Below are 23,296 nucleotides of genomic sequence, written 5' to 3'. Positions count from 1 at the left end.
CGTCGCGACAGCGATGACCGTCGTCCGTTCAACAACGACCGTGGTGACCGTAAGCCCTTCGGCGACCGTGGTGATCGTCCGGCCCGTGATGGTGAGCGCCGCCCGTTCAACAACGACCGCGGTAACTCCTGGGAAGAGCGCCCGGCCAGGGTACCCAACGCCAAGGACATCCGTAGCTCAAACCGCCCTGACCGTGAGCGGTCTCCCGAGATCGATGAGGACGTCACGGGCAAGGAACTCGACCGCGCCACGGGCCACCAGATCAAGACGCTCGAGGAGCAGAGCGCGGGATGGGTCGCCAAGCACCTGGTCATGGCTGGCCGCCTGATTGACATTGAGCCTGAGCTGGCTTTCCAGCACGCATTGGCTGCAAGCCGTCGTGGCGGTCGCCTTTCGGTTGTTCGTGAAGCCGTGGGCCTGACGGCCTACGCCGCGGGCCACTATGGCGAGGCGCTGCGTGAATTCCGTACGTACCGCCGCATCAGTGGCTCTAATGTGCACCTGCCTGTGATGGCTGACTGCGAGCGAGGACTCGGACGCCCTGACCGTGCGCTGGATATGGTTCGTTCTCCAGAAGCCCAGGACCTCGACGCTCCGGGCAAGGTGGAGCTGGCGATGGTGGCTGCCGGTGCCCGTGCGGATCTGAAGCAGTTTGATGCTGCCGTCACCGAACTGGAGATTCCCCAGTTGGACATCAACAGGGCCTTCTCCTACAGCCCGCGACTGTTCCGTGCTTACGCTGAAGCACTCAGCGCTGTGGGTCGCACGGAGGAAGCGGACAAGTGGGCCCGCCAGGCTTTGGTGGCTGAGAATGCTTTGGGCGTCGGCGATTTCGCTGAGCCGGAAATCCTTGACCTCGGGTGGGATGAGCAGGAAGAAGCAGCTGCGAGCAAGCCGCGCTTCGTCAAGTCGGCTCCGCAGTCCGATGTCGTGAAGCCTGAGACCGAATCAGTTATTGCCGAAGCCGCAGCCGCTGACGTTGAGCACGATGACGTTGAACTTGATGACGCCGAATCTGACTACTTCGAGTCCAATGACGCCGAGTCGGACATCGACTCCGCAGAAGACGACGCTGAGGAAGAAGAAGCAGAAGCCAAGGAAGAAGCCGCCGAAAACCAGGGCACCGACTCTCAGCATGGCTGATTCACTCATCTCATTGTTTGATGCCGTCCTCTCCGATCTGGACGGTGTGGTCTATGCAGGACCGCATGCCATTCCGGGTGCGGTGGAGTCGTTGCAGCGTCTTGAAACTGTCGGTGTCGGGCTGGGTTATGTCACCAATAACGCCTCCCGCACCCCGGCCCAGGTCGCTGCGCACTTGCGTGAGCTCGGTGCGCCGGCGGAGGACCATCAAGTGGTCAGTTCCTCCCAGGCAGCAGGGGAGCTTCTTGCTTCCATGCTGCCTGCGGGGGCGCATGTACTCATCACCGGCAGCGCGGCTTTGGCCCATGAGATCGAATTGGTGGGACTCAAGCCGGTGCACAGTGCCGCTGAATCCCCGGTTGCCGTGGTCCAGGGATTCAACCCTGAGATCGGTTGGAAGGATCTTGCGGAGGCGTCGTATGTAGTGGCCGGCGGAGCAATGTGGTTTGCCACCAACACGGACATGTCCATTCCCCAGGCCCGCGGCATGGCACCGGGCAATGGAACGCTGGTTGCTGCTGTGGCGGCTGCCACGGGAAAGACTCCCTTGGTGGCGGGTAAGCCTGAAGCACCCCTTTTCCATGCGGCAGCGAAACGGTTGAACGCCGATCGTCCGCTGGTTGTGGGGGACCGCTTGGACACGGACATCCTGGGCGGCAACCGTGCGGGTTTTGCGACGGCGGCCGTCCTCACCGGCGTGGACACCACATACACGATCCTTGCGGCGCGGACCGACGAGCGCCCCACGTATCTTTTGGCAGATTTGGAGGGCCTTTACGCGCCTTATCCTGAGGTCATCAGCGACGACGGAACCTTCCGTTGCGGTGAAGCCTCGGCGGTCGCCGGGGACGGGACCGTCACGGTCACGGGCGCTGAGGATGACCTTGACGCTTGGCGCGCGGCTTGTGCCGCGTGGTGGGCCAGGTTCCCCGAAATGCCCGTGGCGCAAGCGCCGCAGGTGGAATGGCGAACTCACTAGACTGGTGCGATGACCGAGCCCATTAACGTACCGGTGTCCGCACCACAAGGCCTCGCGGGCCAGGAGGGCCACGTGACTGAGAACGCGGAGCCTGTGCGCCCGGAGGTCCAGTGGCCCGACCCGGCGACCCCCACGGGGGACCCGCTGGTGGACAGGGCCTTGGCCGTCCTGGACAACGTGCCCGCGACTCACGTGGCAGAGCACGGAGACCTGTACGCAGCGGTCCATGACTCCTTGCTGGAGGCCCTGGACGCTGAACCCGGGCTCCCTGCCGCGCCACAAAGTACACCCCGCCCGGAAGGCGACAGCTAGCGTATGGCACGACTCGACCAGGAACTCGTCACCCGTGGGTTGGCGAGGTCACGTACCCATGCAGCAAAGCTCATCAGCGACGGCAAAGTCAGCTCCGCGGGGACTGTCCTCGCCAAAGCCGCACTCCAGGTAGACCCGACTACGGACTTGACCGTGGAGGCCCACCTTGAGGACATCTACGTCAGCCGTGCCGGTCATAAGTTGGCTGGCGCGCTGGAGGCGTTTCCCGCCGTCGAGGTTGCCGGAAAGCGGTGTCTCGACGCCGGTGCCTCCACTGGTGGCTTTACCGACGTCCTGCTGCGGCAGGGGGCGGCCAGTGTGGTGGCGGTGGACGTAGGACACGGCCAGTTGGTGCCACACCTGCGCGATGACCCCCGCGTGGAGGTCCATGAGGGTATGAACGTCAGATACATGTCCCCGGAGCAGATCGGTGGTCTCGCAAACCTGACGGTCGCGGACCTGTCCTTCATTTCGTTGACCCTTGTGGTGGCGCCGCTGGCATACTGCACTGAACCCGGCGGGGACATGGTCCTGATGGTCAAGCCACAATTCGAGGTGGGCAAGGAACGGCTGAGCCGAACCGGAGTGGTGTCATCGGACCATGAACGACGCCGGGCCGTGGCCCAGGTGGCCAGGGCCGCGGTGGATGCCGGGCTTGTCCTGATGGACCTCGCCGCCAGTCCGCTGCCGGGCCAGGACGGAAATGTTGAATACTTCCTGTGGATGAAGCGCGGGATGTCCGCGGTGTTGCCTAAGATCGAAGAGCGGGACGGGGACGTTGCTGCATTGATCAAGAAATTCTGGCCAAACCACTAGAAAGCAGAACCCGATGAGCAGGCGTGTACTTGTCCTTGCCCACACAGGGCGGGAAGAATCGCTCCGCGCAGCGTGGGATGCCTGTACGCAACTGCATTCCTCCGGCTTGGTTCCCGTGCTGCAGAAGTCCGAACTTGCCGATATTGAACGGTTCTTCGGTGCCTTGGATACACCCATTGAGATCCTCAACGACCACGTCAACCTGGAGGACGTGGAGTTGGTGATGGTCCTGGGTGGGGATGGAACCATTCTGCGGGCCGCGGAACTCGTGCGTGAGGTGGACGTCCCGTTGTTGGGCGTGAACCTGGGGCACGTGGGCTTCCTGGCTGAAAGCGAGCGTGCCGACCTGGCACAAACAGTCGAATGGATCGCGAGCCGCCAGTACACGGTGGAGGAACGCATGACCATCGATGTCCAGGTGTGGGTCAAAGGCCAGAAGATCTGGCACACGTGGGCGTTGAATGAGGCTGCCATTGAAAAGGCCAACCGTGAGCGCATGCTGGAAGTGGTCACGGAGGTGGACGAGCGACCGTTGACGTCCTTCGGCTGTGACGGCGTGGTCCTCGCAACTCCTACGGGTTCCACCGCTTACGCGTTCTCTTCGGGCGGGCCAGTGGTGTGGCCGGAGGTGGAAGCACTGGTGATTGTTCCGATCAGTGCCCACGCCCTGTTCGCCAAGCCGTTGGTGGTATCGCCGAGGTCCAAGCTGGCCGTCGAAATCATGAACCGGACCGAAGCCATAGGTGTCCTTTGGTGCGATGGACGGCGTTCCGTGGACCTGCCGCCCGGCGCGCGTGTTGAAGTGACCCGTTCGGCCACTCCGGTGCGCTTGGCACGTACCCACAAGACGCCCTTTTCTGCACGGCTCGTCCGCAAGTTTGAACTCCCCATCCACGGCTGGCGTGGACCTGCTCCCCGGAGCGGGGAAGTCCACACGGGCCCTCTTCCGGTCATCCGGACCCTTTCACCGGCTCCGTTACCCAGTCCTCGGGATGTAGACGGTCCCCGGGACGGTGACCTTTCCGACCCCACGAATGCGAAGTGAACCATGCTTGAAGAACTCCGAATCCGTGACCTTGGCGTCATCACCGACGCCGCACTGCCGCTGGGCCCTGGCCTGAGCGTCGTCACCGGCGAAACCGGTGCCGGCAAGACGATGGTGGTGACCGCCGTCGGGCTCCTTCTTGGTGCCCGGTCAGATGCAGGTGCCGTCCGTAGCGGTGCCAAATCGGCGTCTGCTGAAGCGGTGCTGAAGCTCGATCCGGCGCACAGCGCTGTTGAGCGCGCCAAGGAGGCAGGCGGTGAGGCGGAAGAGTTCGACGGCGTTGCTGAGCTCCTGCTGGCCCGTACCGTGGGTGCCGACGGGCGCAGTCGTGCCTACGTTGGCGGGCGCGCCGCGCCTGTGGGGGTCCTGGCTGAGCTGGGCGAAAGCCTGGTGGTGGTCCACGGGCAGTCGGACCAGATCAGGCTCAAGAGTGCCACTGCGCAGCGGCATGCCCTGGATCGGTTCGCCGGTGCGCCCCTTGCCAAGACTCTGGGGGAGTACCAGGAGCTGTACAACCACTGGAAGAACATCCAGTCCGAACTTGAAACGCTGCGCAGCGAAGCCCGGGAGCGGCTGCGGGAAGCTGAGTCCCTGGATGCGGCCCTGAAGGAAATCGACGAGGTGGATCCCCAGCCAGGGGAGGATGAGACACTCAAGGCCGAGGCTGTGAAGCTCGCCAACGTCGAAGAGCTCAGGCTGGCGGCGGCCGCTGCCCATGAGTCCCTTATCGCCGAGGAATTCGGGGACGCGGGCGACGCAACCACCATGGTGGATGCTGCCAAGAGGACACTTGAGCATGTTGCCGATCACGACGAGGAGCTGCGCTCCGCCGCTGCCCGGCTCGCGGAGGTCGGGTTCCTCCTCAACGACATTGCAACAGAGCTGTCCAGCTACCAGGCCGCCTTGGATACGGAAGGTCCGGAGCGGCTCTCCGAAATCGAGGAGCGCCGGGCAGCCCTTGCCAAGTTGATCCGCAAATACGCCCCCAGCATTGATGAAGTGCTGGAGTGGGCCGCGACCGCCAGGACCCGCCTGGACGAGCTCCAGGACGATTCCAGCCGCATCGAATCCCTGGATGCTGAGGTGGCTTCGACGGAAGCCACTCTTCGGAAACAGGCAGCGGCCATCTCCAAGGCGCGCCTCAAAGCTGCCAAGGACCTCTCAGCACGGGTCAGTGCTGAGCTCAAGGCGCTGGCGATGGCTGACGCCACGCTGGTCATTGAGGTCGGTGACAGTGGTTCGTTGGGCCCTTGGGGCACCGACGAAATCGCCTTCCTTCTTCAGCCGCACTCCGGGGCTCCGGCCCGGCCTCTGGGCAAGGGAGCCTCGGGCGGTGAACTCTCACGGGTGATGTTGGCCATCGAGGTAGTCCTCGCCGCGGTGGATCCTGTGCCGACGTTCGTGTTCGATGAGGTGGACGCGGGCGTGGGTGGCCGGGCCGCCGTCGAAATCGGCCGGAGGCTGGCCATGCTTGCCCGGCACGTCCAGGTGCTGGTGGTAACTCACTTGCCGCAGGTTGCTGCCTTCGCCGATCAGCACATCCGGGTGACAAAAACCTCCGTGCGCGGTGCTGATGGTAAGACAACCACCGGGTTCACCTCCAGCGACGTGCAGCTGCTGAGCGAGGACGAGCGCGTCAAGGAATTGGCCCGCATGCTGGCAGGGCAAGAGGATTCCGAGTCGGCGCAGGCCCACGCCCAGGAGTTGCTGGACGACGCGAAGCTCCTGCCGCAGCGCGCTTAGCCGCTGTTGGCCGGAATGCGAGCACCATCACATCGGCGCACTTAATCCCGCCCGGCTCTTGCTTGGAATGCGCTGGTGGGCAACTATTGACCATTTGGGGAATCCGAACAGACGCTTGGAAGGCGTAATTGATGATAAGCTCGAATTCCGTGGTGCAGCGATCAAATTCCCGTGTAAATTCCCGGTTCCCGGGCTCGTCCAAGACGACCAAACACATCTTCGTCACCGGTGGTGTGGCGTCCTCGCTCGGTAAGGGTCTGACGGCTTCCAGCCTCGGTCACCTGCTGCGGGCACGCGGTTTGTCTGTAACTATGCAGAAGCTCGATCCCTACTTGAATGTGGATCCGGGCACGATGAACCCCTTCCAGCACGGCGAAGTATTCGTGACGGACGACGGCGCCGAAACCGACCTCGACATCGGACACTACGAGCGCTTCCTCGATGAAAACCTCGAAGGTTCGGCCAACGTCACAACAGGCCAGATCTACTCCACCGTCATCGCCAAGGAACGTCGCGGCGAATACCTCGGAGACACCGTCCAGGTCATTCCCCACATCACCGATGAAATCAAGCGCCGCATGCGCCTGCCTGCCGAGGGCAAGAACGCTCCGGACGTCATCATCACCGAAATCGGTGGCACGGTGGGCGATATCGAATCGCAGCCGTTCCTGGAGTCGGCCCGCCAGGTCCGCCAGGATGTTGGCCGCAACAACGTCTTCTTCCTGCACGTGTCGCTGGTTCCCTACATCGGACCGTCCCAGGAACTGAAGACCAAGCCGACGCAGCACTCCGTGGCAGCCCTCCGCTCCATTGGCATCCAGCCCGAAGCGATCGTGATCCGCTCCGACCGCGAAGTGCCCGACGCCATGCGGGAGAAAATCGGCCGTATGTGCGACGTCGACATCGACGCCGTAGTCAACGCAGCCGACGCCCCCAGCATCTACGACATCCCCAAGACGCTGCACTCACAGGGCCTGGACTCCTACATCGTCCGTGCACTGGACCTGCCGTTCAAGGACGTTGACTGGAGCAAGTGGGACAAACTGCTCGAAGCAGTGCACAACCCCAAGCATGAGGTCGAGGTCGCCCTGGTGGGCAAGTACATCGACCTCCCGGATGCGTACCTCTCGGTCACCGAGGCCCTTCGTGCCGGCGGTTTTGCCAACGAAGCCAAGGTTAAGATCCGGTGGGTCCCCTCCGACGAGTGCGAAACCCATGCCGGTGCCACCAAGGCCTTGGCCGGAGTGGACGCCATCTGCGTCCCGGGTGGCTTTGGTATCCGCGGCCTCGAAGGCAAGCTCGGCGCTTTGAAGTTTGCCCGTGAATCCAAGCTCCCGGTCCTTGGCCTGTGCCTGGGCCTGCAGTGCATGGTGATCGAGTACGCCCGCAACGTCGTTGGCCTCGAAGGTGCCTCCTCCAGCGAGTTCGAGCCGGACTCCAAGTACCCGGTCATCGCCACCATGGAAGAGCAGTTGGACATCGTGGAAGGCAAGGGAGACCTCGGCGGCACGATGCGCCTGGGCCTGTACGAAGCCAAGCTGGACGAGGGCTCGGTCATCGCCGAGACGTACGGCACCACCACGGTCAGCGAACGCCACCGTCACCGCTACGAGGTCAACAACAAGTACCGCGACCAGATCGCTGCAGAAGGCCTGGTGTTCTCCGGTACTTCTCCTGACGGCAAGCTGGTGGAGTATGTGGAACTTCCCCGCGAGGTCCACCCGTACTATGTGGCAACGCAGGCGCACCCGGAACTCAGCTCCCGCCCCACGCGCCCTCACCCGCTGTTCGCAGGTTTGGTCAAGGCTGCCTTGGAGCGTCGTGAAGGTGCCCCTGTGGCCACCAAGACCGGTGCCCGCACGGTAGCTGCCAAGTAAACGCAAGTACTAACGAAGGACGGCGCGATGCCCGGTATTTCTGAAACCCCCCGCACATCAAGGCAGGTTTCGGACATGCCGAGCCCGCGCCGTCTTTTGTCTACCAGCAAGGTCTACGAAGGCCGTATTTGGGACGTTGTCAGCGACTCGTTCCAACTCAGCGATGGCACGGACACCCTGGTTCGTGACTACATTGACCACCCAGGCGCAGTAGCGGTGCTCCCCATGAACGTGGACGGCGAGATCCTGCTGCTGAAGCAATACCGGCATCCGGTGGGCATGGATCTGTGGGAAATCCCGGCCGGCCTGTTGGACGTCGAAGGCGAAGACTTCGTGGTGGGGGCCGCCCGGGAGTTGGCGGAGGAAGCCGACTTGGTCGCGGCTACGTGGAACGTCCTGGTGGACTTCTTCAACTCACCCGGTTCGTCCAGCGAAGCAGTCCGGATCTATTTGGCACGCGGCATCAGTGACGTTCCCGTGGCGGACCGGCACGTCCGCACGGATGAAGAGGCCGAGATTGAACTCCACTGGGTGCCGCTCGAGGACGCCGTGAAGGCAGTGCTGGAAGGCCGCCTGCACAATCCGTCGGCGGTGCTGGGCATCCTGGCGGCCGCGGCTGCGAAGGCCGATGGGTTCACCGGGCTTCGTCCCGCCAATGCGCCGTGGCCGGCTCACCCGAGCCAGCGCTGAGCATGGCCGAGGCTGCCACCAGAACCCCCACTGGCATTGACCGCGCAGTAACCGACTACCTGCAGCATGTGGGTGTGGAGCGCGGCCTGGCAGCGAACACCCTCGCGGCCTATCGCAGGGATTTGGCACGGTACTCCAGCTTCCTCACGGACCAGGGCGTGGAACGGCCCGGCGACATCACACGGCATCACGTGACCGCCTTTGCCCAGGCGTTGTCGGATGGAAGCGATGGCGGCGCTGTGCTGGGTGTCCGCTCCGCTGCGCGAACGGTGGTGGCGGTCCGCGGACTCCACAAATTCTGGGCACTTGAAGGGACCACGACGGCGGACCCCGCCAGCGATGTCCACCCGCCGATGCCGGGCAAACGGCTTCCCAAAGCCATCAGCGTTGGCGAGGTCACGCGGATCCTGGAAGCTGCGGGAGCCGATTCGCCCACAGGGCTCAGAGACCGGGCTCTCCTGGAATTCCTCTACTCCACCGGTGCCCGGATCAGCGAAGCTGTCGGGTTGGACGTGGATGACATCTCCCTCGAAGACACCGGTGGCGATCCTGCGATCGTCAGGTTGTTCGGCAAGGGCTCCAAAGAGCGGTTGGTGCCTCTCGGTTCCTACGGAGCCCGCGCTGTCGGGGCCTATGTTGTCCGCGGCAGACCGCTGCTGGCATCGAAGGGCAAAGGGACGCCGGCGCTGTTCCTCAACGCCCGCGGAGGCCGCATCAGCAGGCAGAGCGCCTGGACCATCCTCAAAGCGGCGGCTGAGAAAGCCAACATCACCAAGGACGTTTCGCCGCACACACTCCGCCACTCCTTCGCCACCCATTTACTGGAAGGCGGAGCTGACGTCAGGGTAGTGCAGGAACTGCTGGGCCATGCCTCGGTGACCACCACCCAGGTTTACACCTTGGTCACCGCTGACACCCTGCGCGAGGTCTATGCGGCGGCGCACCCAAGGGCGCTGGGCTAAGAGGGCGCCGGGTCAAGAGGGCGTTCCGCGAACTACCCAAGAACGTTCAGTGTCAACTCCACGGCGTCCACGAACAGCGCCAACAGCGATGTCCCCAGGCCGGCCACCAGCAGGAGCCCCGGATGTGCCAGGCCCACCACCACGCGCTTGAGCCGGGGCCGTCCCTTGAGGAACTTTTTGGGAACCCGGGTCTTCACCGGCACCTGCCGCCAGCCGCGCAACCGCCGAAGGAACCACGCACAGCGCACAATGAAGGCCATCCAGAGGATGGAGAGCACCAGTGGAACGGCGGCCAACATGAGGTTGAAGCCCAGCGCCGTAACTTCCTTTTCGGAATCGCCAATGACGGTTTGGACGGTGGTGGAGATGGAAGCGCTCATCACCACGGAGGCGGCCCACACCATGAACGCCGCCACGAGCGCCAGGAACCGTACAAAAAAGTGACCCAGTACTGTTGCATCCACTGCCCTGAGATGGCTGCGGGGCGTGGCATGGAGAACCACCAGCGTGGAGATCAACGTGGGCAGTGCTGCCACGAGGACCAGCAGGTACCAGGTCCAGCCGGCCAGGTCCACCACTTCGTCCAAAACAATCAGCCCGGCCCACACCACGGTCCAGGCCCACCCTGCATAGAGCGGACGTGCCACCAGCCAACGGGGCAGCCAGAGGTCCCGTTCGGGCATGGCTTTTGTGGCGGGCCCGGCAGCCGTGCTTTCCTCGGCGGACGGAGGATCTGCAGCGTCGTCGACGACGGCCGCCTTGGCTGGCCTGTTACCCCCACCTTCAGTCATGGGCTCACTGTAGCAATGGCGGCAGTGGCAGGGGAGATCAGGTTAAGGTAGGCAGCATGACTGCAGCCCATGTGACCTTGTGCTTCCTCCTCCGCGACGGCGCGGACGGCGGGCACGTCCTCCTCGGCACCAAGAAGACTGGCTTCGGAAGGGGCAAGGTAGTGGGGGTCGGCGGCCATGTGGAGCCGGGGGAGACCGCCTCTCAGGCCGCATGCCGGGAGGTCATGGAGGAAATCAACGTGGTGGTTGCCGCGAAGGACCTGATTCCGGCGGGCACTGTGGACTTTGTGTTTCCGGCAAGGCCGGAGTGGAACATGGCCACCACCGTGTTCCTGACCCGTACGTGGGAGGGGGAACCTTCGGAAAGCGACGAGATTGCGCCGGCATGGTTCCCGGTGATGCAACTCCCGGTGGACCGGATGTGGGCCGACGCCGAACACTGGCTGCCGGCCATGATCGCAGGCCAGCGCATTGCGGTGCGGGTGGCCTTGGCAGCAGATAACGAGAGCGTGGCTGACGTCCACACCATTGAGTGGGTGGAGCAGCCGTAGCAGCTACGTGGAACGTACGACGCCGGGCCGGTCGCCTTTCGGTGACCGGCCCGGCGTCGTACATTTCCTGCACTAACCCGAAACGTTAGGGAACGTGCCGTTCTTCAGGCCCGTTGTATTCGCTCAAGGGACGGATGAGGGAGTTGGAGGCCACCTGTTCCATGATGTGGGCGGTCCAGCCGGTGATGCGGCTGGCGACGAACAGCGGGGTGAACGTCTGGGTGTCGAAGCCCATCAGGTGGTAGGTGGGGCCGGCCGGGTAGTCGAGGTTGGGCTTGATGGCCTTGGCCTCGTCCATGGCCTGCTCCAAGCCGTTGTACAGCCCAAGGAGTTCCGGGCGCCCGTAGTGGGCGATCATCTTGTCCAAGGCGGCCTTCATGGTGGGCACGCGGGAGTCGCCGTGCTTGTAGACACGATGTCCGAATCCCATGACTTTCTTTTTCTGCGCCAGGGCGTCTTCCATCCAGGCCCGGGCTCGGGTGGCGGCTTCGTCGAGGGACTCTTCGCTGCGGATGCCGATCTCGTCGAACGTGTGCATCACTGCCTCGTTCGCGCCACCGTGCAGCGGACCCTTCAATGCGCCGATCGCGGCGGTCACCGCTGAGTGCAGGTCAGCGAGCGTGGAGGTGACCACGCGGGCGGTGAACGTGGAGGCGTTGAACGAGTGCTCGGCGTAAAGGATCATGGAGACGTTGAACGCCTCCACCACTTCGGGCACCTGTTCCTCGCCGAACGTCATCCAAAGGAAGTTGGCCGAGTAGTCCAAGTCCCCGCGCGGTTCCACGGGTTCCTGGCCGCGGCGTCGGCGCTGGTCGTAGGCAACCACCGAAGGCATGGCAGCCCAGAGGTCGATTGCCTTCTTCATGTTTGCTTCGGGTGATGAATCCTCAGCCAGTTCATGCCGGGCGCCGAGCACGGATGCTGCCGTGCGGCACACATCCATGGGGTGGGCGCTGGTGGGCAGGGCATCGATAACCTGTTTGACCACGGGGTCCAGGGTGCGGCCGGCGCGTTCCCGGGCAGTGAATTCAGCCAGTTCTGCGTCGTTGGGCAGTTCGCCGTTCCACAACAGGTACGCGACTTCTTCGAAGCTGCATTTGGCGGCCAGTTCCTGGACCGGATACCCGCGGTAGAGCAGCGAGTTGGTGTCCGGGTTGACCTTCGAGACGGCGGTGTAGTCCACCACGACTCCGGCAAGGCCTTTTTTGACGTCTTCAGCAGCCATGCTGAACTCCTTCGTTCATAATGCAGGCGCACCGGTGATTCCGGAGTACCTGCTTTCCCCTTGATGAATCCGGTACCTAGCGGATGCCAGGAACCTGGAAGTTAAAAACGCCGGTATCGAATTGGTTGTATGCCTCGTAGTCGACGAGTTCGTAAAGGCGTGCACGCGTGAGCATGTTTTCCACTTCCGCCTCTTGGGTCCCCGCAGCCCTGATCGATTCCAGAGTACGCTCTGCAGCGCCCATGGCAATGCGGAGGAGTGTGACGGGGTAGATGACCATGTTCACGCCGACGCTGTGGAGTTGGTCCACGGTGAAGAGCTCGCTTTTGCCGAACTCTGTCATGTTGGCCAAGATGGGCACGTCCACGGCGTCGCGGATGGCTTGGAACTCGCTCAGGTCGCGCATGGCTTCGGGGAAGATCGCGTCGGCGCCAGCGTCCACGAGTGCTTTGGCGCGGTCCTGAGCGGCCTGGATTCCTTCGACGGCGCGGATGTCCGTGCGGGCCATGATGAGGAAGTTCGGGTCCCGGCGGGCGTCTGCCGCGGCACGGATGCGTTTGGTGGCGGTGTGGATGTCGACGACGTTTTTGCCGTCCAGGTGGCCGCAGCGTTTGGGGTTGAATTGGTCCTCGATGTGGCAGCCGGCCAGTCCGGCGTTTTCGAGTTCCTGGATGGTGCGGGCCACATTCATGGGTTCACCGAAGCCGGTGTCGGCGTCCACCAGGGAGGGCAGGTCCGTCATCCGGGCGATCTGCCCGGCCCGGGTGGCCACCTCGGTCAGAGTGGTGAGGCCGATGTCGGGCAGGCCGAGGTCGTTGGCCAGGACGGCACCGGAGATGTAGACGCCGGCGAAGCCCTTCTCCTCGATCAGGCGTGCCGAAAGCGGGTTGAATGCCCCCGGGAACTGCTGCACGGTCCCGGAGGCGAGGAGTTCCCGCAGCTTGAGGCGTTTCTGTTCGGGGGTGACTTTGGAGTACAGCATTTAGAACAGTCCCTTGGGTGCGTTGTTGAGGTCGATGACGCCGGGTGCTGCGGTGATGTTGAGTTGGTCCAGTTCGCCTTCGCCGAGTTCGGTGACGCGTTCGACGGCGGCGAGGAACCTTTCGATTTCGGCTTCCTCCACGAGACCGGCAGCGAGGGTGCGGAACTTGTTGATGTACTGTTCGCGGGCGAACGGCCGGGCGCCGAGCGGGTGGGCGTCGGCCACGGCGATCTCGTCCGTGACAACAGACCCATCCGTGAGTGTGATGACAACAGTGCCGCCGAAGGCCTTCTCCGCGATGTCCAGGGAGTGGTACCGGCGGGTCCATTCCGGGTCTTCCACCGTGGTGACCTTGTGCCACAATTCCACGGTGTCCGGGCGGGCGGCGCGTTCGGGGGCGTAGGAGTCCACGTGGTGCCACGCGCCGTCCTGCAGAGCGACGGTGAAGATGTACGGGATGGAGTGGTCCAGGGTTTCGCGGGATGCGGTGGGGGAGTACTTCTGGGGGTCGTTAGCCCCGGAACCGATCACGTAGTGGGTGTGGTGGCTGGTCTTGATCAGCACCGATTTCACGTTGGCCGGGTCAGTGGTTTCCGGGTGCTCTTTGTGGAGTTTGCGGGCGAGGTCGATCCATGCCTGGGCTTGGTACTCGGCGGAATGTTCCTTGGTGTAGGTGTCCAGGATGGCGCGCTTGGCTTCGCCGGGCAGGGGGAGGGGTACCTCGTAGGAGGCGTCCGGGCCGTCCAACATCCAGGCGATCACGCCGTCTTCGCCTTCGTAGATCGGCACCGGGGAAGTCTGTCCCCGCATGGAGCGGTCCACGGCTTCGACGGCCATCTTGCCTGCGAAGGCCGGGGCGTGGGCCTTCCAGGTGGAAATTTCGCCCTTGCGGGACTGCCGGGTGGCGGTGGTGGTGTGAAGCGCCTGGCCCACGGACTGGAAGATCGTCTCAACGTCCAAGCCCAACAACGTGCCGATACCAGCGGCGGCGGAGGGGCCGAGGTGGGCCACGTGGTCGATCTTGTGCTTGTGCAGGCAGATGGCCTTGACCAGGTTCACCTGGATCTCATACCCGGTGGCGATGGCACGGACCAGGTCCGCGCCATTGGAACCCACGTGCTGGGCAACAGCCAGGATCGGCGGGATGTTGTCCCCGGGGTGGGAGTAATCCGCAGCCAGGAAGGTGTCGTGGTAGTCGAGTTCGCGCACGGCCACGCCGTTGGCCCAGGCGGCCCACTCGGGGGAGACCTGCTCGCTGATACCGAAAACATGGGAACCCTTGCCGCCGGTGGAAGGGCCGTGAGTGAGGGCCTGCGCGCGGGCCGCGACGATCGGTGCCCGGTTCAGCGACGCGATGGCCACGGAGGCGTTGTCGATGATCCGGTTGATCACCATGTCGGTGACCTCGGGGGTGACTTCGACGGGGTCGGCGGCGACCACGGCGATCTTGTGCGCCAACTGCTCCTCGCGGGGCAGGTTCTCTTCGCTCTTGTAGACACGGACGTGATGGTTCTTAACCATGGTGCTCCTTCTAGGCAGGGTGTTTCAGGGCAGTGTGGGTGGCTTTGACGTGGGTGAGGCTGCGGTGCAAGTGGACTGTGGTGGCGGCCTCGGCCAGCCGGGAGTTGCCCGCGGCGATGGCCTCGGCAATCGCGGCATGTTCCGCAGCTGCGGCATGAAGCCGGGAAGAGTCATCGGCTGCCAGACGCCGGACGCGAACCAGATGGACGCGCAGGCTCCTCATGGCATGTGCCAGGTAGGAATTGGAGATCGCAGCATCGATCGCGTCGTCCAGGCGGCTCACCAAGGCGTAGTACTCGTGGCGTGCGGGATCGTCGTCGCTGAGCAGCTCAGGCGCCAGCAGCAGCTGGGCATGCAACTCGACGAAGACACCCGGCTCACCACGTTCGGCAGCCAGAGCGGCGGCCCTCACTTCCAGGGTTTCGCGCAGTTCGAAGAGTTCGTCGATGCTGTCCAGCGAGATATCGGTGACGACGACGCCGCGGCCTCCTGCCGCCGTCGTCAATCCTTCCGCGGTGAGCCGGCTCAGCGCCTCCCGGACCGGGGTGCGGGACACTCCAAGGCGTTCGGACTGCTCCACTTCGGCGAGGACCGTGCCCGGCCGAAGACGCCATTCAATAATGTCTTCACGGAGGGCGTTGTAAGCCCGATCACTGGCACGCATATCCTCAGTGTATACATGAAGGGGGTCATATGGCACTACTGGGGGCAAGAATTCATTCTGTGTATACATTCAAGCCAGCGCGATGAAATACGCGTTGAACGGGTCCTCCTCCAGTTCCTTCACCTTCACGGACCGGAAACCGGCATCCCGAAGCATGTCCGCAGCCCGCTCCCTGCCCCATACCGTGCCCAGGCCCTCGCCGCCTTGTCCCAGGGAGACGGCCATGCAGTGGAACGAAGAGATGGTGTACAGAAACGCAGCCCAGGGGAGGTGCACGTTCTCCTCAAGCCGGCTTGAAGCGTTGATGTCCACCATGAGGAAGGTTCCGCCCGGTTTGAGGGCAGCGCAGATGTTCTTCAGGACCTCTGCCGGGTGGGCTTGGTCGTGGATGGCGTCGAACGCTGTCACCAAGTGGAACGCCTCCCGAACTTCCAGGCGGCCAACATCCTGGAGTTCGAAGCGGACGTTGGACAGTCCCAAGGATGATGCCTCTGCCGTGGCGGTTGCCAACGCTTCGGCGGAGAAGTCGTACCCGGTAAAGGTGCTGTCAGGGAAAGTGGCCCCCAGCAGATTCAGGGCATGGCCCTCCCCGCAACCGATGTCGGCTACGGAAATGCCGCTGCGCAGTGCCCCCAGGCAACCCGTCAGGGGGATAATCGCCTCCACGAGTGACGCGTCGTTCACGGCGGCGCTTTCAGAAGCCATGATGTGATGGAATCGCGGGTAATCCTCGTAGCGTGTTCCCCCGCCCGCCCGGAACGCGTGGAAGATCTTCGGGGCGACTTCTCCCATGAGCGGCACGTACTGCAGTGTGCGCGCGAGATTTTCGGTGCCGGCACCGGTGAGGACAGGAACGAATTCCGGACGCAGGAAATACGTTCCATCGACCGGTTGGTAGTCCACGAACCCGGCCGAGGTCATGCCGCCCAACCATTCCCTGACATACCGCTCATTGAGGCCGGCGGCATCGGCAATGAGGCCACTTGGCGCCGCCGGGAGGGCAGACAGCGTCTCGAACAGGCCTGTTTGGTGGCCCAGGGCCACCAAAAGGGCGATGGAAGAATCGTTCAGGATTCCGATTAACCGGCCGGTGGCCTGTTGGACGGCTTCCGCCGCCGTGGATGCTTCCTGCTGCTCAGCCTGGGTACTGTTCATCGCTGGTCCCTTGATGATCCGGAGGCCGGCTTGTGCCGGCCGGTTGTCCGTACTTCAAGGTATGGCTGCCGCCGTGGCCGCAGCGTCCGGGAAATGATGCATTTTTATGCTCTCCGTGGGCAAAAATATGCAGGCCTCAAGCCGGGGGGCGCTCTGATATTCCGTGGTGACGCGCCCAAGCGGCCGCCGCGGTCCTCGAGTTGACGCCGATCTTGGTGAAAATGTTCGCCAAATGGCGGCCGGCTGTTTTTTCGGAGATGGTGAGGGTTTGAGCTATTTCCCTGTTGCTGGAGCCGGACAGCACGCAGCCCAGTACTTCCCTTTCCCGGGCTGTCAGCCCCTCCGGCCCGTGATCAAGAGCCGGCACGGACAACGGGACAGCGCCGAGTTGGGCACGGATGGCGACGGCAGTGGAGCGCTCGGCGTCGGCCGGGCCGGACTCGCCGAGCGCTGCCCGGACGGATGCCATCCGTTCATGGATCCGCGCCAGCTCGTAACGTAAATGCTGGGAGCGGTAACCCTGTGCTGCCGCCTCGAACTCGGGCAGTGACTGGATCCAATGGCCTTCGGCCATCAAGATAGCACCCCTGGCATGATGTGCCCAGGCAAGCAAGCCCGCCGTTCCGTAGTAGGCAGCAGTTCCTTCCAGCTCGCAGCAATACACCTCGGCGCGTTGAGCGTCCCGTGGGGCAAGCAACTCTACGAGCGGCAGCAGCAACCAGGCCCGCCCCAGGCGTCCCCGGTCTGCCAACGCTGCGCGAAGGTCCGTGAGCGCCTCGTCGTTCCTTCCGGCATCAGCCAGCAGCAAGGCCGAGCCTGGCTGGGCATCAATGCCCAAGGCACGCGCCGTGGCATACGCCGTCGCGGCGCCGGACCGGTTTCCTTGCCGTCGTCGAATATCGCCCAGTTCACAAAAGCAGTCTGCCGCGATCCAGGCATGAGCATGTCGGAGGCGCTCGCCGAGGTGCGCCAATTCCTCCTCCGCCTGCTTCCAGCCCCCTTCAGCACTGATCAGCTGCAGTTCGTGGACACGTGCAATCCCCGAGTACATGAAGGACGTTGACAGTCCGGCGCACCAGGCGGCCAAAGCGTCGGTCCACGCCCTCATCCGTGAGTAGTCCGCCAATTCATAGCAGAGATGGATGACGGAACAGTAAATATCGCCTCCCCACTCCGCTGACACCTGGCCGGCCATCACGGGAAGCAGAGCCTGATCGAGGTCCTCGAAGCCGCGACGTGCCTGGCCACTGCGGACGGCAGCGAGACCGGACAACATGAACGCGAAACTTCCCAGCTCGGGAGCTTTCTGCCGGCTGTTCATGGCCGTCAGCTGGCGGGAAGCAGCCAGGGCCGAGTCCGCATCACCTTCGAGGTAGATTGCGTCGTTGCCCTCCAGATACAGCAGGTAGCCGTGTTCCGGAGACTCGGGAAGGCTGTCCAGCAGTCGTCGTGCCCGGTTCAGCCACGCAGATGACACGGCGATGTTCCCGCGGACTCCCCACTGCAAGGACAAGGTCAGTGCAGACTTGGCGGCGGCCTGGAGCTGTTGACCCGCCACCAAGCCGCGAAAGACGTCTTCGGACAGCGCCATGGATCCTTGAACGTCGCCGAGCCACCATTTGGAGCGTGCCAGGATTTCCTGGTCTTCCAGGCTCAGTGGGAATTCAGCACCGGCACGTTCCATGCTCCGACGCGCAGCATCCCAGTCTCCGCGGGCAAATGCCTCGCGGGCGTCCACCAGCTGGTGCGGCGGTGGCGGTAGCGGGGGTCCGGGGAGCTGCTGTGGTGACATGGTTCTCCATAAGTCGCCACCAGCTTACCGCCGGGCCGCACGGGACGGGAGGACCTATCCGCGGTTCCAGCCGTACTCGTTTTCCGGCCGGCCAGGGGTGCCGTACCGGGGCGCCCTGGTGACTGTGCCGGCGTCGGCAAGGTATTCCAGATACCGGCGCGCGGTGACGCGGGACATGCCCAGGGCGTCCATGACTTCGCTAGCGGAAACCGCTTCCTGCCGCGCGCGCATCAGGTCTTTCACGGCTTCCAGGGTGGACCCCGAAAGGCCCTTTGGCAGCGGTAGTTCCGTCGGAGCGCGGAGGCTCGCAAAGGCCTGGTCCACATCGCTTTGGGAGGCTCCTGACTTGGAGATTCCTGACATTGAACCGGCCAGCTGTTCACGGAATGTCCGGTAGCTGCTGAGCTTGTCCGCAAACGTTGCATACGTGAAGGGCTTGATGAGGTACTGCACGACGCCGATGGAGACGGCGCTGCGCACGATGTTCAGTTCCCGGACGGCCGTGATGGCAATGATGTCGGCAAAAACTCCCGCAGACCTCATGCGCCGGGCAACGTCGAGCCCGTGAAGGTCAGGCAGATTCATGTCCAGCAGGACCAAGTCCACGGGGGACCCCGATGCAGCGAACTCCCCAAGGATGCGCAGTGCCGACTGGCCGTCAGGGGCAGTTCCCACCAGCGAGAACCCGTCCAGGCGGCCGACGTAGACGGAGTGGGCGTCCGAAGCTATGGGCTCGTCCTCCACTACCAGGACGCGGATGTCTGTCATGCCTTCTCTTCCTCGGGAACCGACGCGGGCAGCAATACATGGAATTGCGCTCCGCCGGGATTGCTGATGGTCATCGTACCGTTGAGCCGATCCACGGCCTGGCGTACCAGGGCAAGGCCGACGCCGCGCCCGTGGGAACCGCGCGGGCTTTTATCCGGAGACTTCGTACTGAAGCCGTACTGCAGTACGTCATCAATGGACTCCGGATTGATGCCGCTCCCGGAGTCCCGGACCGTGAATTCGACGGCGGCAGGCCCGGCTTCCACGTCCAGCTCCACCTTCCGTGGGAAGTCACCGGCAGCCGCGGCGTCAATCGCATTGTCCAGCAGGTTTCCGAGGATGGTCACCAGATCCTGGATCTCCAGTCCACGGACACCGGAGCTCCCTGACGTCCGGACCGCCAGCTCCACCCCGCGTTCGTGGGCTTCTGCCGCCTTGCCCATCACCAACGCACTCATGACGGGCTCATCCACCGATGCCACCATGTCATCAGTGAGTTGCTGGCTGAGTTCAAGATCCTTGGTGGCAAAGTCCAAAGCCTGGGGTGTGCGGCCAAGTTCCAGCAGGGAGACGATCATGTGGAGCCGGTTTGCGTGTTCATGTGTCTGCGCGCGCAGCGCATCAGAGAGGGTTTTCATGGTCTGTAGTTCCGTGCCCAGGGATTCGATCTCGGTACGGTCGCGGATGGTGGCCACTGTGCCGTAGACGGCGGCTTTCTGTCGGCTGCGCTCAGGCACCGGCCCTACTGCAGGGGCCTGATTCACTACCAGGATGCGGGAACCGGTCAGGTGAATCTCATCGTGTGCGGGCCTGCCCGATTCGAACAGCGCCCGCAGGCTGCCGTCGAAGGGGAGATCAGCGAGTTTCGGGGCATCGTCAGGGGAGCGGTCGGCGTCGGAAGGCTGCAGGCCCAGCAACTCGGCGGCCTGGTCGTTGTACATCACCGCCTTGCCATGGTTGTCGATCAGGATCACACCCTCGCGTACGGAGTGCAGGACCGACTCGTAGTAAGCGAAGAGCTGAGCCAGCTGTTCCGGTCCCCAGCCACGCGTTACCGACCTCAAATACCGTCCAAGGAGCCACGAAGCCACGGAGCCAAAGCTCAACACCACCAGGGCTATGCCTCCGATCACTCCCAGGCGCTCGGCCACATCCGTGTCTACTGTCCGGACGGTAACCCCCGCCGCCACCAGGGCTTTGACGGTCCCGTCGGCAGCTTTGACCGGTGCGATGGTTCGAACCGACGGACCCAAGGTGCCCGCCGTGACCTCTGTGAACGTCTCGCCCCGCAGCGCGGGCTCAATGGTTCCGATGTAGGGCTTGCCGAGCTCCTCAACCCTCGGGTGCGTCCAGCGCGTCCTGTCCGGAGCCATGATGGTGATGAAATCGGCGTCAGCATCATCCATGACGTCCAGCGCGTACGGCTGCAGCCTGGCACTGGGCTGCGCAGCTGAAGCCGCTTCCAGTACCAACGGATTGTCGGCTACGGACGTCGCCACGGCCAGCATCCGACCCCCGGCGTTGTCATAGGCCCTGTCCCGGGCTTCCACCACGGAAAAGGCTCCAAACACCGCCGTCAGGACCAGGACAAACAGCAGGTTTGCCACAAACAATCTGCGGGCGATGCTCCAGCTGTGAAACACGTGGACCTCCATGACCAATATGACCGCAACGGTGATGTGTGTCACCAACGGCTCAATGATGGATATCACACAAGGGCAGCGGAGTGGACATCAGTGCAGGACCGCAGCGCCTTACACAGTATCCAAAGGAGAATCCCATGACCTCTCAACGTGGAGAGTCGGCAGTAGCTGCCAAAGCTGGACGCAAGGGGCTCGACAAGTCGCATTACTTGTACATCGCGGTCATCCTGGCCGTAGTACTCGGCGCCGTGGTCGGCTTGATGTTCCCCGAAGTCGGCAAGTCACTCAAGCCACTCGGCGATGGCTTCATCAAGCTCATCAAAATGATGATCGCGCCGGTCATTTTCTGCACCATCGTCCTGGGCATCGGCTCCATCGCCAAGGCTGCCACCGTTGGCAAGGTGGGCGGCCTCGCCCTCGGTTACTTCGTGGCCATGTCAACCTTCGCCCTGGCCATCGGCCTCGTGGTGGGCAACCTCATCCACCCGGGTGAGGGACTCAAGCTGACGCCCTACGATCCCACCAAGAAGGCGGACACCAACAGCACTGTTGACTTCCTTCTGGGCATCATCCCCGGTGATATCCCGGTCCTGCCTACACTGCTTGCCGCGATCCTGGTCGGTTTCGCCTTGCAAAAGATGGGCAAGCAGGGAGCCCCTATCCTAACCGCGATCGGACACGGTCAGCGCCTCGTCTTCCGCATCCTCATCATGATCATGTGGCTGGCCCCGGTAGGCGCTTTCGGTGCCATCGCCGCCGTCGTTGGTGCCACAGGCGCCCAGGCTATCCTCAGCATGTTCACCCTGATGCTGGCCTTCTATGTCACCTGCGCACTGTTCATCGTGGTCATCCTCGGAACCCTGCTTCGTGCAGTGGCCGGCGTCAACATCTTCAAGCTCATGAAGTACCTGGCCCGCGAGTACCTCCTGATCTTCTCCACCTCCTCGTCCGAGGCTGCGCTGCCCCGCCTGATTGCCAAGATGGAACACCTGGGTGTCTCCAAGCCGGTAGTTGGCGTCACCGTTCCCACGGGCTACTCCTTCAACCTTGACGGCACGGCGATCTACCTGACCATGGCGTCGCTCTTCGTCGCCAATGCCATGGGCACCCCGCTGGATCTCGGCGCCCAGATCTCCTTGTTGGTCTTCATGATCATCGCTTCAAAGGGCGCTGCCGGTGTCACTGGAGCCGGACTTGCCACCCTTGCCGCAGGTCTTCAGGCACACAAGCCGGAGCTTCTCGGCGGCGTGGGCATGATCGTGGGCATCGACCGCTTCATGTCCGAGGCCCGGGCCCTGACCAACTTCACCGGCAACGCAGTGGCGACCGTGCTGATCGGTACCTGGGTGAAGGAAATCGACAACGGCCAAGTGGAGCGCGTCCTCTCCGGCAGCGAGCCCTTCGATGAGCAGACCATGATCGCCCACGGCGGCGAAGAAGAGGCCGCCCCTGAAGCTGAAACCCGCGAAAAGGCAACCGTCTAACCCGGGCAGGGATCAAAGCATCGCATCAGTACAGAAGGCCGGCACCTCTCCAGGTGCCGGCCTTCCGCATGTGGCCGCCAAGGAGCGGCAACGAAGGCAACCTTCTACCTCAGCTAGAGGGTCAAGGCTCACGAGCCGGACAAAGTCAAGTTCCCCAAATAACCGTGTCGGGCGCTGTAGCCTAGGTGGGTAGTAGCGCTGTAGCTGGGGGCCAGCGGCAGGGAAGATCGTCGTCGAAAGAGTGGTTAGATACGTGAGCATCGAACGAGGAACAGCTACGCTGGGAGGCACCGAGCTCGATCTGGAAGACGCCATCATGGGGCCGACAGGCCGCCCTTACCGCGAATTTCCGGAACCTGCTCCACTTGCTTCCCACGGACCGGCGAGAGTCATCGCCATGGTCAACCAGAAAGGTGGCGTGGGTAAAACCACCTCCACCATCAATCTCGCCGCTGCGCTCGCCGAATACGGCCGGCGTGTCCTGCTGGTGGACTTCGATCCCCAGGGTGCGCTCTCCGCGGGTCTCGGCGCCAATCCGCACGAGCTCGACCTCACCGTGTACAACGTCCTGATGGACCGCAAGGTGAGTATCCGGGATGCCATCCAGCAGACCGGCGTCGAGGGCGTTGACCTTCTTCCCGCCAACATCGACCTTTCCGCCGCGGAAGTCCAACTCGTCAACGAGGTTGCACGCGAGCAGGTATTGGACCGCGCGCTCAAGAGCGTCGAGGATGATTACGACGTCGTCCTGATCGACTGCCAGCCGTCCCTGGGACTGCTGACCGTCAATGCACTCACTGCCGCCCACGGCGTCATTATTCCGCTGATCTGTGAGTTCTTCGCTTTGCGGGCGGTGGCCCTCCTGGTGGAAACCATTGAAAAGGTCCAGGACCGCCTCAACCCACGGCTGCAAGTGGACGGTGTCCTGGCTACCATGTACGACGCCCGCACCCTGCACAGCCGCGAAGTGATTTCGCGCCTCGTGGAAGCCTTCGGTGACAAGGTCTTCGAGACCGTCATCAAGCGCTCCATCAAGTTCGCGGATGCAACCGTGGCCGCCGAGCCCATCACCAGTTATGCAGGCAACCACATTGGCGCCGACGCCTACCGCCGGCTTGCCAAAGAACTGATCTCGCGCGGCGGCGCGCCCTAG

At 63.4% G+C, this 23,296-nt stretch carries 20 protein-coding genes and 1 pseudogene; 12 read left to right on the top strand and 9 right to left on the bottom strand.

Translation table 11 applies throughout. The features are described from left to right. The 9 genes and pseudogenes from ACIQLI_RS07660 to xerD form a co-directional block, all read left to right on the top strand. Positions 1-1,143, top strand: a pseudogene (locus ACIQLI_RS07660) (hypothetical protein); the annotation flags it as partial. Next, positions 1,136-2,122: an HAD-IIA family hydrolase gene (locus ACIQLI_RS07655; protein ID WP_354232742.1), complete on the top strand. Its 987-nt coding sequence runs from the start codon at positions 1,136-1,138 to the stop codon at positions 2,120-2,122. The pseudogene ACIQLI_RS07660 and the gene ACIQLI_RS07655, both read left to right, overlap by 8 nt. 9 nt (positions 2,123-2,131) lie before the next feature. Continuing rightward, positions 2,132-2,434, top strand: a complete 303-nt coding sequence (locus ACIQLI_RS07650; protein ID WP_400386732.1) for a hypothetical protein — start codon at positions 2,132-2,134, stop codon at positions 2,432-2,434. A 3-nt stretch (positions 2,435-2,437) separates the two neighbouring features. Continuing rightward, a complete protein-coding gene (locus ACIQLI_RS07645; protein ID WP_354232744.1) occupies positions 2,438-3,250 on the top strand; it encodes a TlyA family RNA methyltransferase in 813 nt (270 codons plus the stop codon). 13 nt (positions 3,251-3,263) lie between these two features. After that, positions 3,264-4,295: an NAD kinase gene (locus ACIQLI_RS07640; RefSeq protein ID WP_089594454.1), complete on the top strand. Its 1,032-nt coding sequence runs from the start codon at positions 3,264-3,266 to the stop codon at positions 4,293-4,295. 3 nt (positions 4,296-4,298) lie between these two features. After that, positions 4,299-6,038, top strand: coding sequence for a DNA repair protein RecN (gene recN, locus ACIQLI_RS07635; RefSeq protein WP_400386728.1), 1,740 nt, complete (start codon positions 4,299-4,301; stop codon positions 6,036-6,038). Positions 6,039-6,169: 131 nt separating this feature from the next. Continuing rightward, positions 6,170-7,915, top strand: coding sequence for a CTP synthase (locus ACIQLI_RS07630; RefSeq protein ID WP_207597079.1), 1,746 nt, complete (start codon positions 6,170-6,172; stop codon positions 7,913-7,915). A 27-nt stretch (positions 7,916-7,942) separates the two neighbouring features. Beyond that, the gene (locus ACIQLI_RS07625) at positions 7,943-8,605 is read left to right on the top strand and encodes an NUDIX hydrolase (protein WP_354232746.1); all 663 of its coding nucleotides are present in this window, start codon (positions 7,943-7,945) and stop codon (positions 8,603-8,605) included. 2 nt (positions 8,606-8,607) lie between these two features. Further along, positions 8,608-9,567: a site-specific tyrosine recombinase XerD gene (gene xerD, locus ACIQLI_RS07620; protein WP_400386780.1), complete on the top strand. Its 960-nt coding sequence runs from the start codon at positions 8,608-8,610 to the stop codon at positions 9,565-9,567. Between the two features lie 32 nt (positions 9,568-9,599). On the opposite strand, the gene ACIQLI_RS07615 is transcribed toward xerD, so the two are convergent. Beyond that, positions 9,600-10,358 (bottom strand): hypothetical protein, encoded by a 759-nt coding sequence (locus ACIQLI_RS07615; protein WP_354232747.1) that lies wholly within the window; start codon positions 10,356-10,358, stop codon positions 9,600-9,602. A 56-nt stretch (positions 10,359-10,414) separates the two neighbouring features. Between ACIQLI_RS07615 and ACIQLI_RS07610 the strand changes: the two genes are divergently transcribed. Beyond that, on the top strand, positions 10,415-10,909 hold the full coding sequence (locus ACIQLI_RS07610) for an 8-oxo-dGTP diphosphatase (protein ID WP_400386723.1): 495 nt from the start codon (positions 10,415-10,417) through the stop codon (positions 10,907-10,909). Between the two features lie 85 nt (positions 10,910-10,994). On the opposite strand, the gene ACIQLI_RS07605 is transcribed toward ACIQLI_RS07610, so the two are convergent. The 8 genes from ACIQLI_RS07605 to ACIQLI_RS07570 form a co-directional block, all read right to left on the bottom strand. Beyond that, a complete protein-coding gene (locus ACIQLI_RS07605) occupies positions 10,995-12,134 on the bottom strand; it encodes a bifunctional 2-methylcitrate synthase/citrate synthase (protein WP_400386720.1) in 1,140 nt (379 codons plus the stop codon). Positions 12,135-12,210: 76 nt separating this feature from the next. Further along, complete coding sequence (prpB, locus tag ACIQLI_RS07600) at positions 12,211-13,116, bottom strand: methylisocitrate lyase (protein WP_400386717.1); 906 nt, start codon at positions 13,114-13,116, stop codon at positions 12,211-12,213. Then, positions 13,117-14,637: an MmgE/PrpD family protein gene (locus tag ACIQLI_RS07595; RefSeq protein ID WP_400386714.1), complete on the bottom strand. Its 1,521-nt coding sequence runs from the start codon at positions 14,635-14,637 to the stop codon at positions 13,117-13,119. It abuts the gene before it with no gap. Positions 14,638-14,647: 10 nt separating this feature from the next. Next, the gene (locus ACIQLI_RS07590) at positions 14,648-15,301 is read right to left on the bottom strand and encodes a GntR family transcriptional regulator (protein ID WP_400386711.1); all 654 of its coding nucleotides are present in this window, start codon (positions 15,299-15,301) and stop codon (positions 14,648-14,650) included. A 69-nt stretch (positions 15,302-15,370) separates the two neighbouring features. Further along, positions 15,371-16,456, bottom strand: coding sequence for a class I SAM-dependent methyltransferase (locus ACIQLI_RS07585; protein WP_400386708.1), 1,086 nt, complete (start codon positions 16,454-16,456; stop codon positions 15,371-15,373). A 136-nt stretch (positions 16,457-16,592) separates the two neighbouring features. Continuing rightward, a complete protein-coding gene (locus ACIQLI_RS07580; RefSeq protein ID WP_400386705.1) occupies positions 16,593-18,248 on the bottom strand; it encodes a LuxR C-terminal-related transcriptional regulator in 1,656 nt (551 codons plus the stop codon). A gap of 54 nt (positions 18,249-18,302) precedes the next feature. Continuing rightward, complete coding sequence (locus ACIQLI_RS07575; RefSeq protein WP_354232755.1) at positions 18,303-19,016, bottom strand: response regulator; 714 nt, start codon at positions 19,014-19,016, stop codon at positions 18,303-18,305. Next, the gene (locus tag ACIQLI_RS07570; RefSeq protein WP_400386777.1) at positions 19,013-20,659 is read right to left on the bottom strand and encodes an ATP-binding protein; all 1,647 of its coding nucleotides are present in this window, start codon (positions 20,657-20,659) and stop codon (positions 19,013-19,015) included. Before ACIQLI_RS07570 ends, ACIQLI_RS07575 begins: the two co-directional genes overlap by 4 nt. Before the next feature lie 137 nt (positions 20,660-20,796). On the opposite strand from ACIQLI_RS07570, the gene ACIQLI_RS07565 reads away from it, so the two are divergent. Both ACIQLI_RS07565 and ACIQLI_RS07560 read left to right on the top strand, forming a co-directional pair. Further along, entirely contained in the window at positions 20,797-22,143 is a 1,347-nt protein-coding gene (locus tag ACIQLI_RS07565) for a cation:dicarboxylate symporter family transporter (RefSeq protein ID WP_400386702.1), read from the top strand. 253 nt (positions 22,144-22,396) lie between these two features. After that, on the top strand, positions 22,397-23,296 hold the full coding sequence (locus ACIQLI_RS07560) for a ParA family protein (protein WP_089594468.1): 900 nt from the start codon (positions 22,397-22,399) through the stop codon (positions 23,294-23,296).

The organism is Paenarthrobacter sp. NPDC091669, assembly GCF_044756725.1.
Lineage (GTDB): Bacteria > Actinomycetota > Actinomycetes > Actinomycetales > Micrococcaceae > Arthrobacter > Arthrobacter bambusae_C.
The sequence above is the reverse complement of the archived record's forward strand: the minus strand, read 5'-3'. Positions and strand labels throughout refer to the sequence as shown.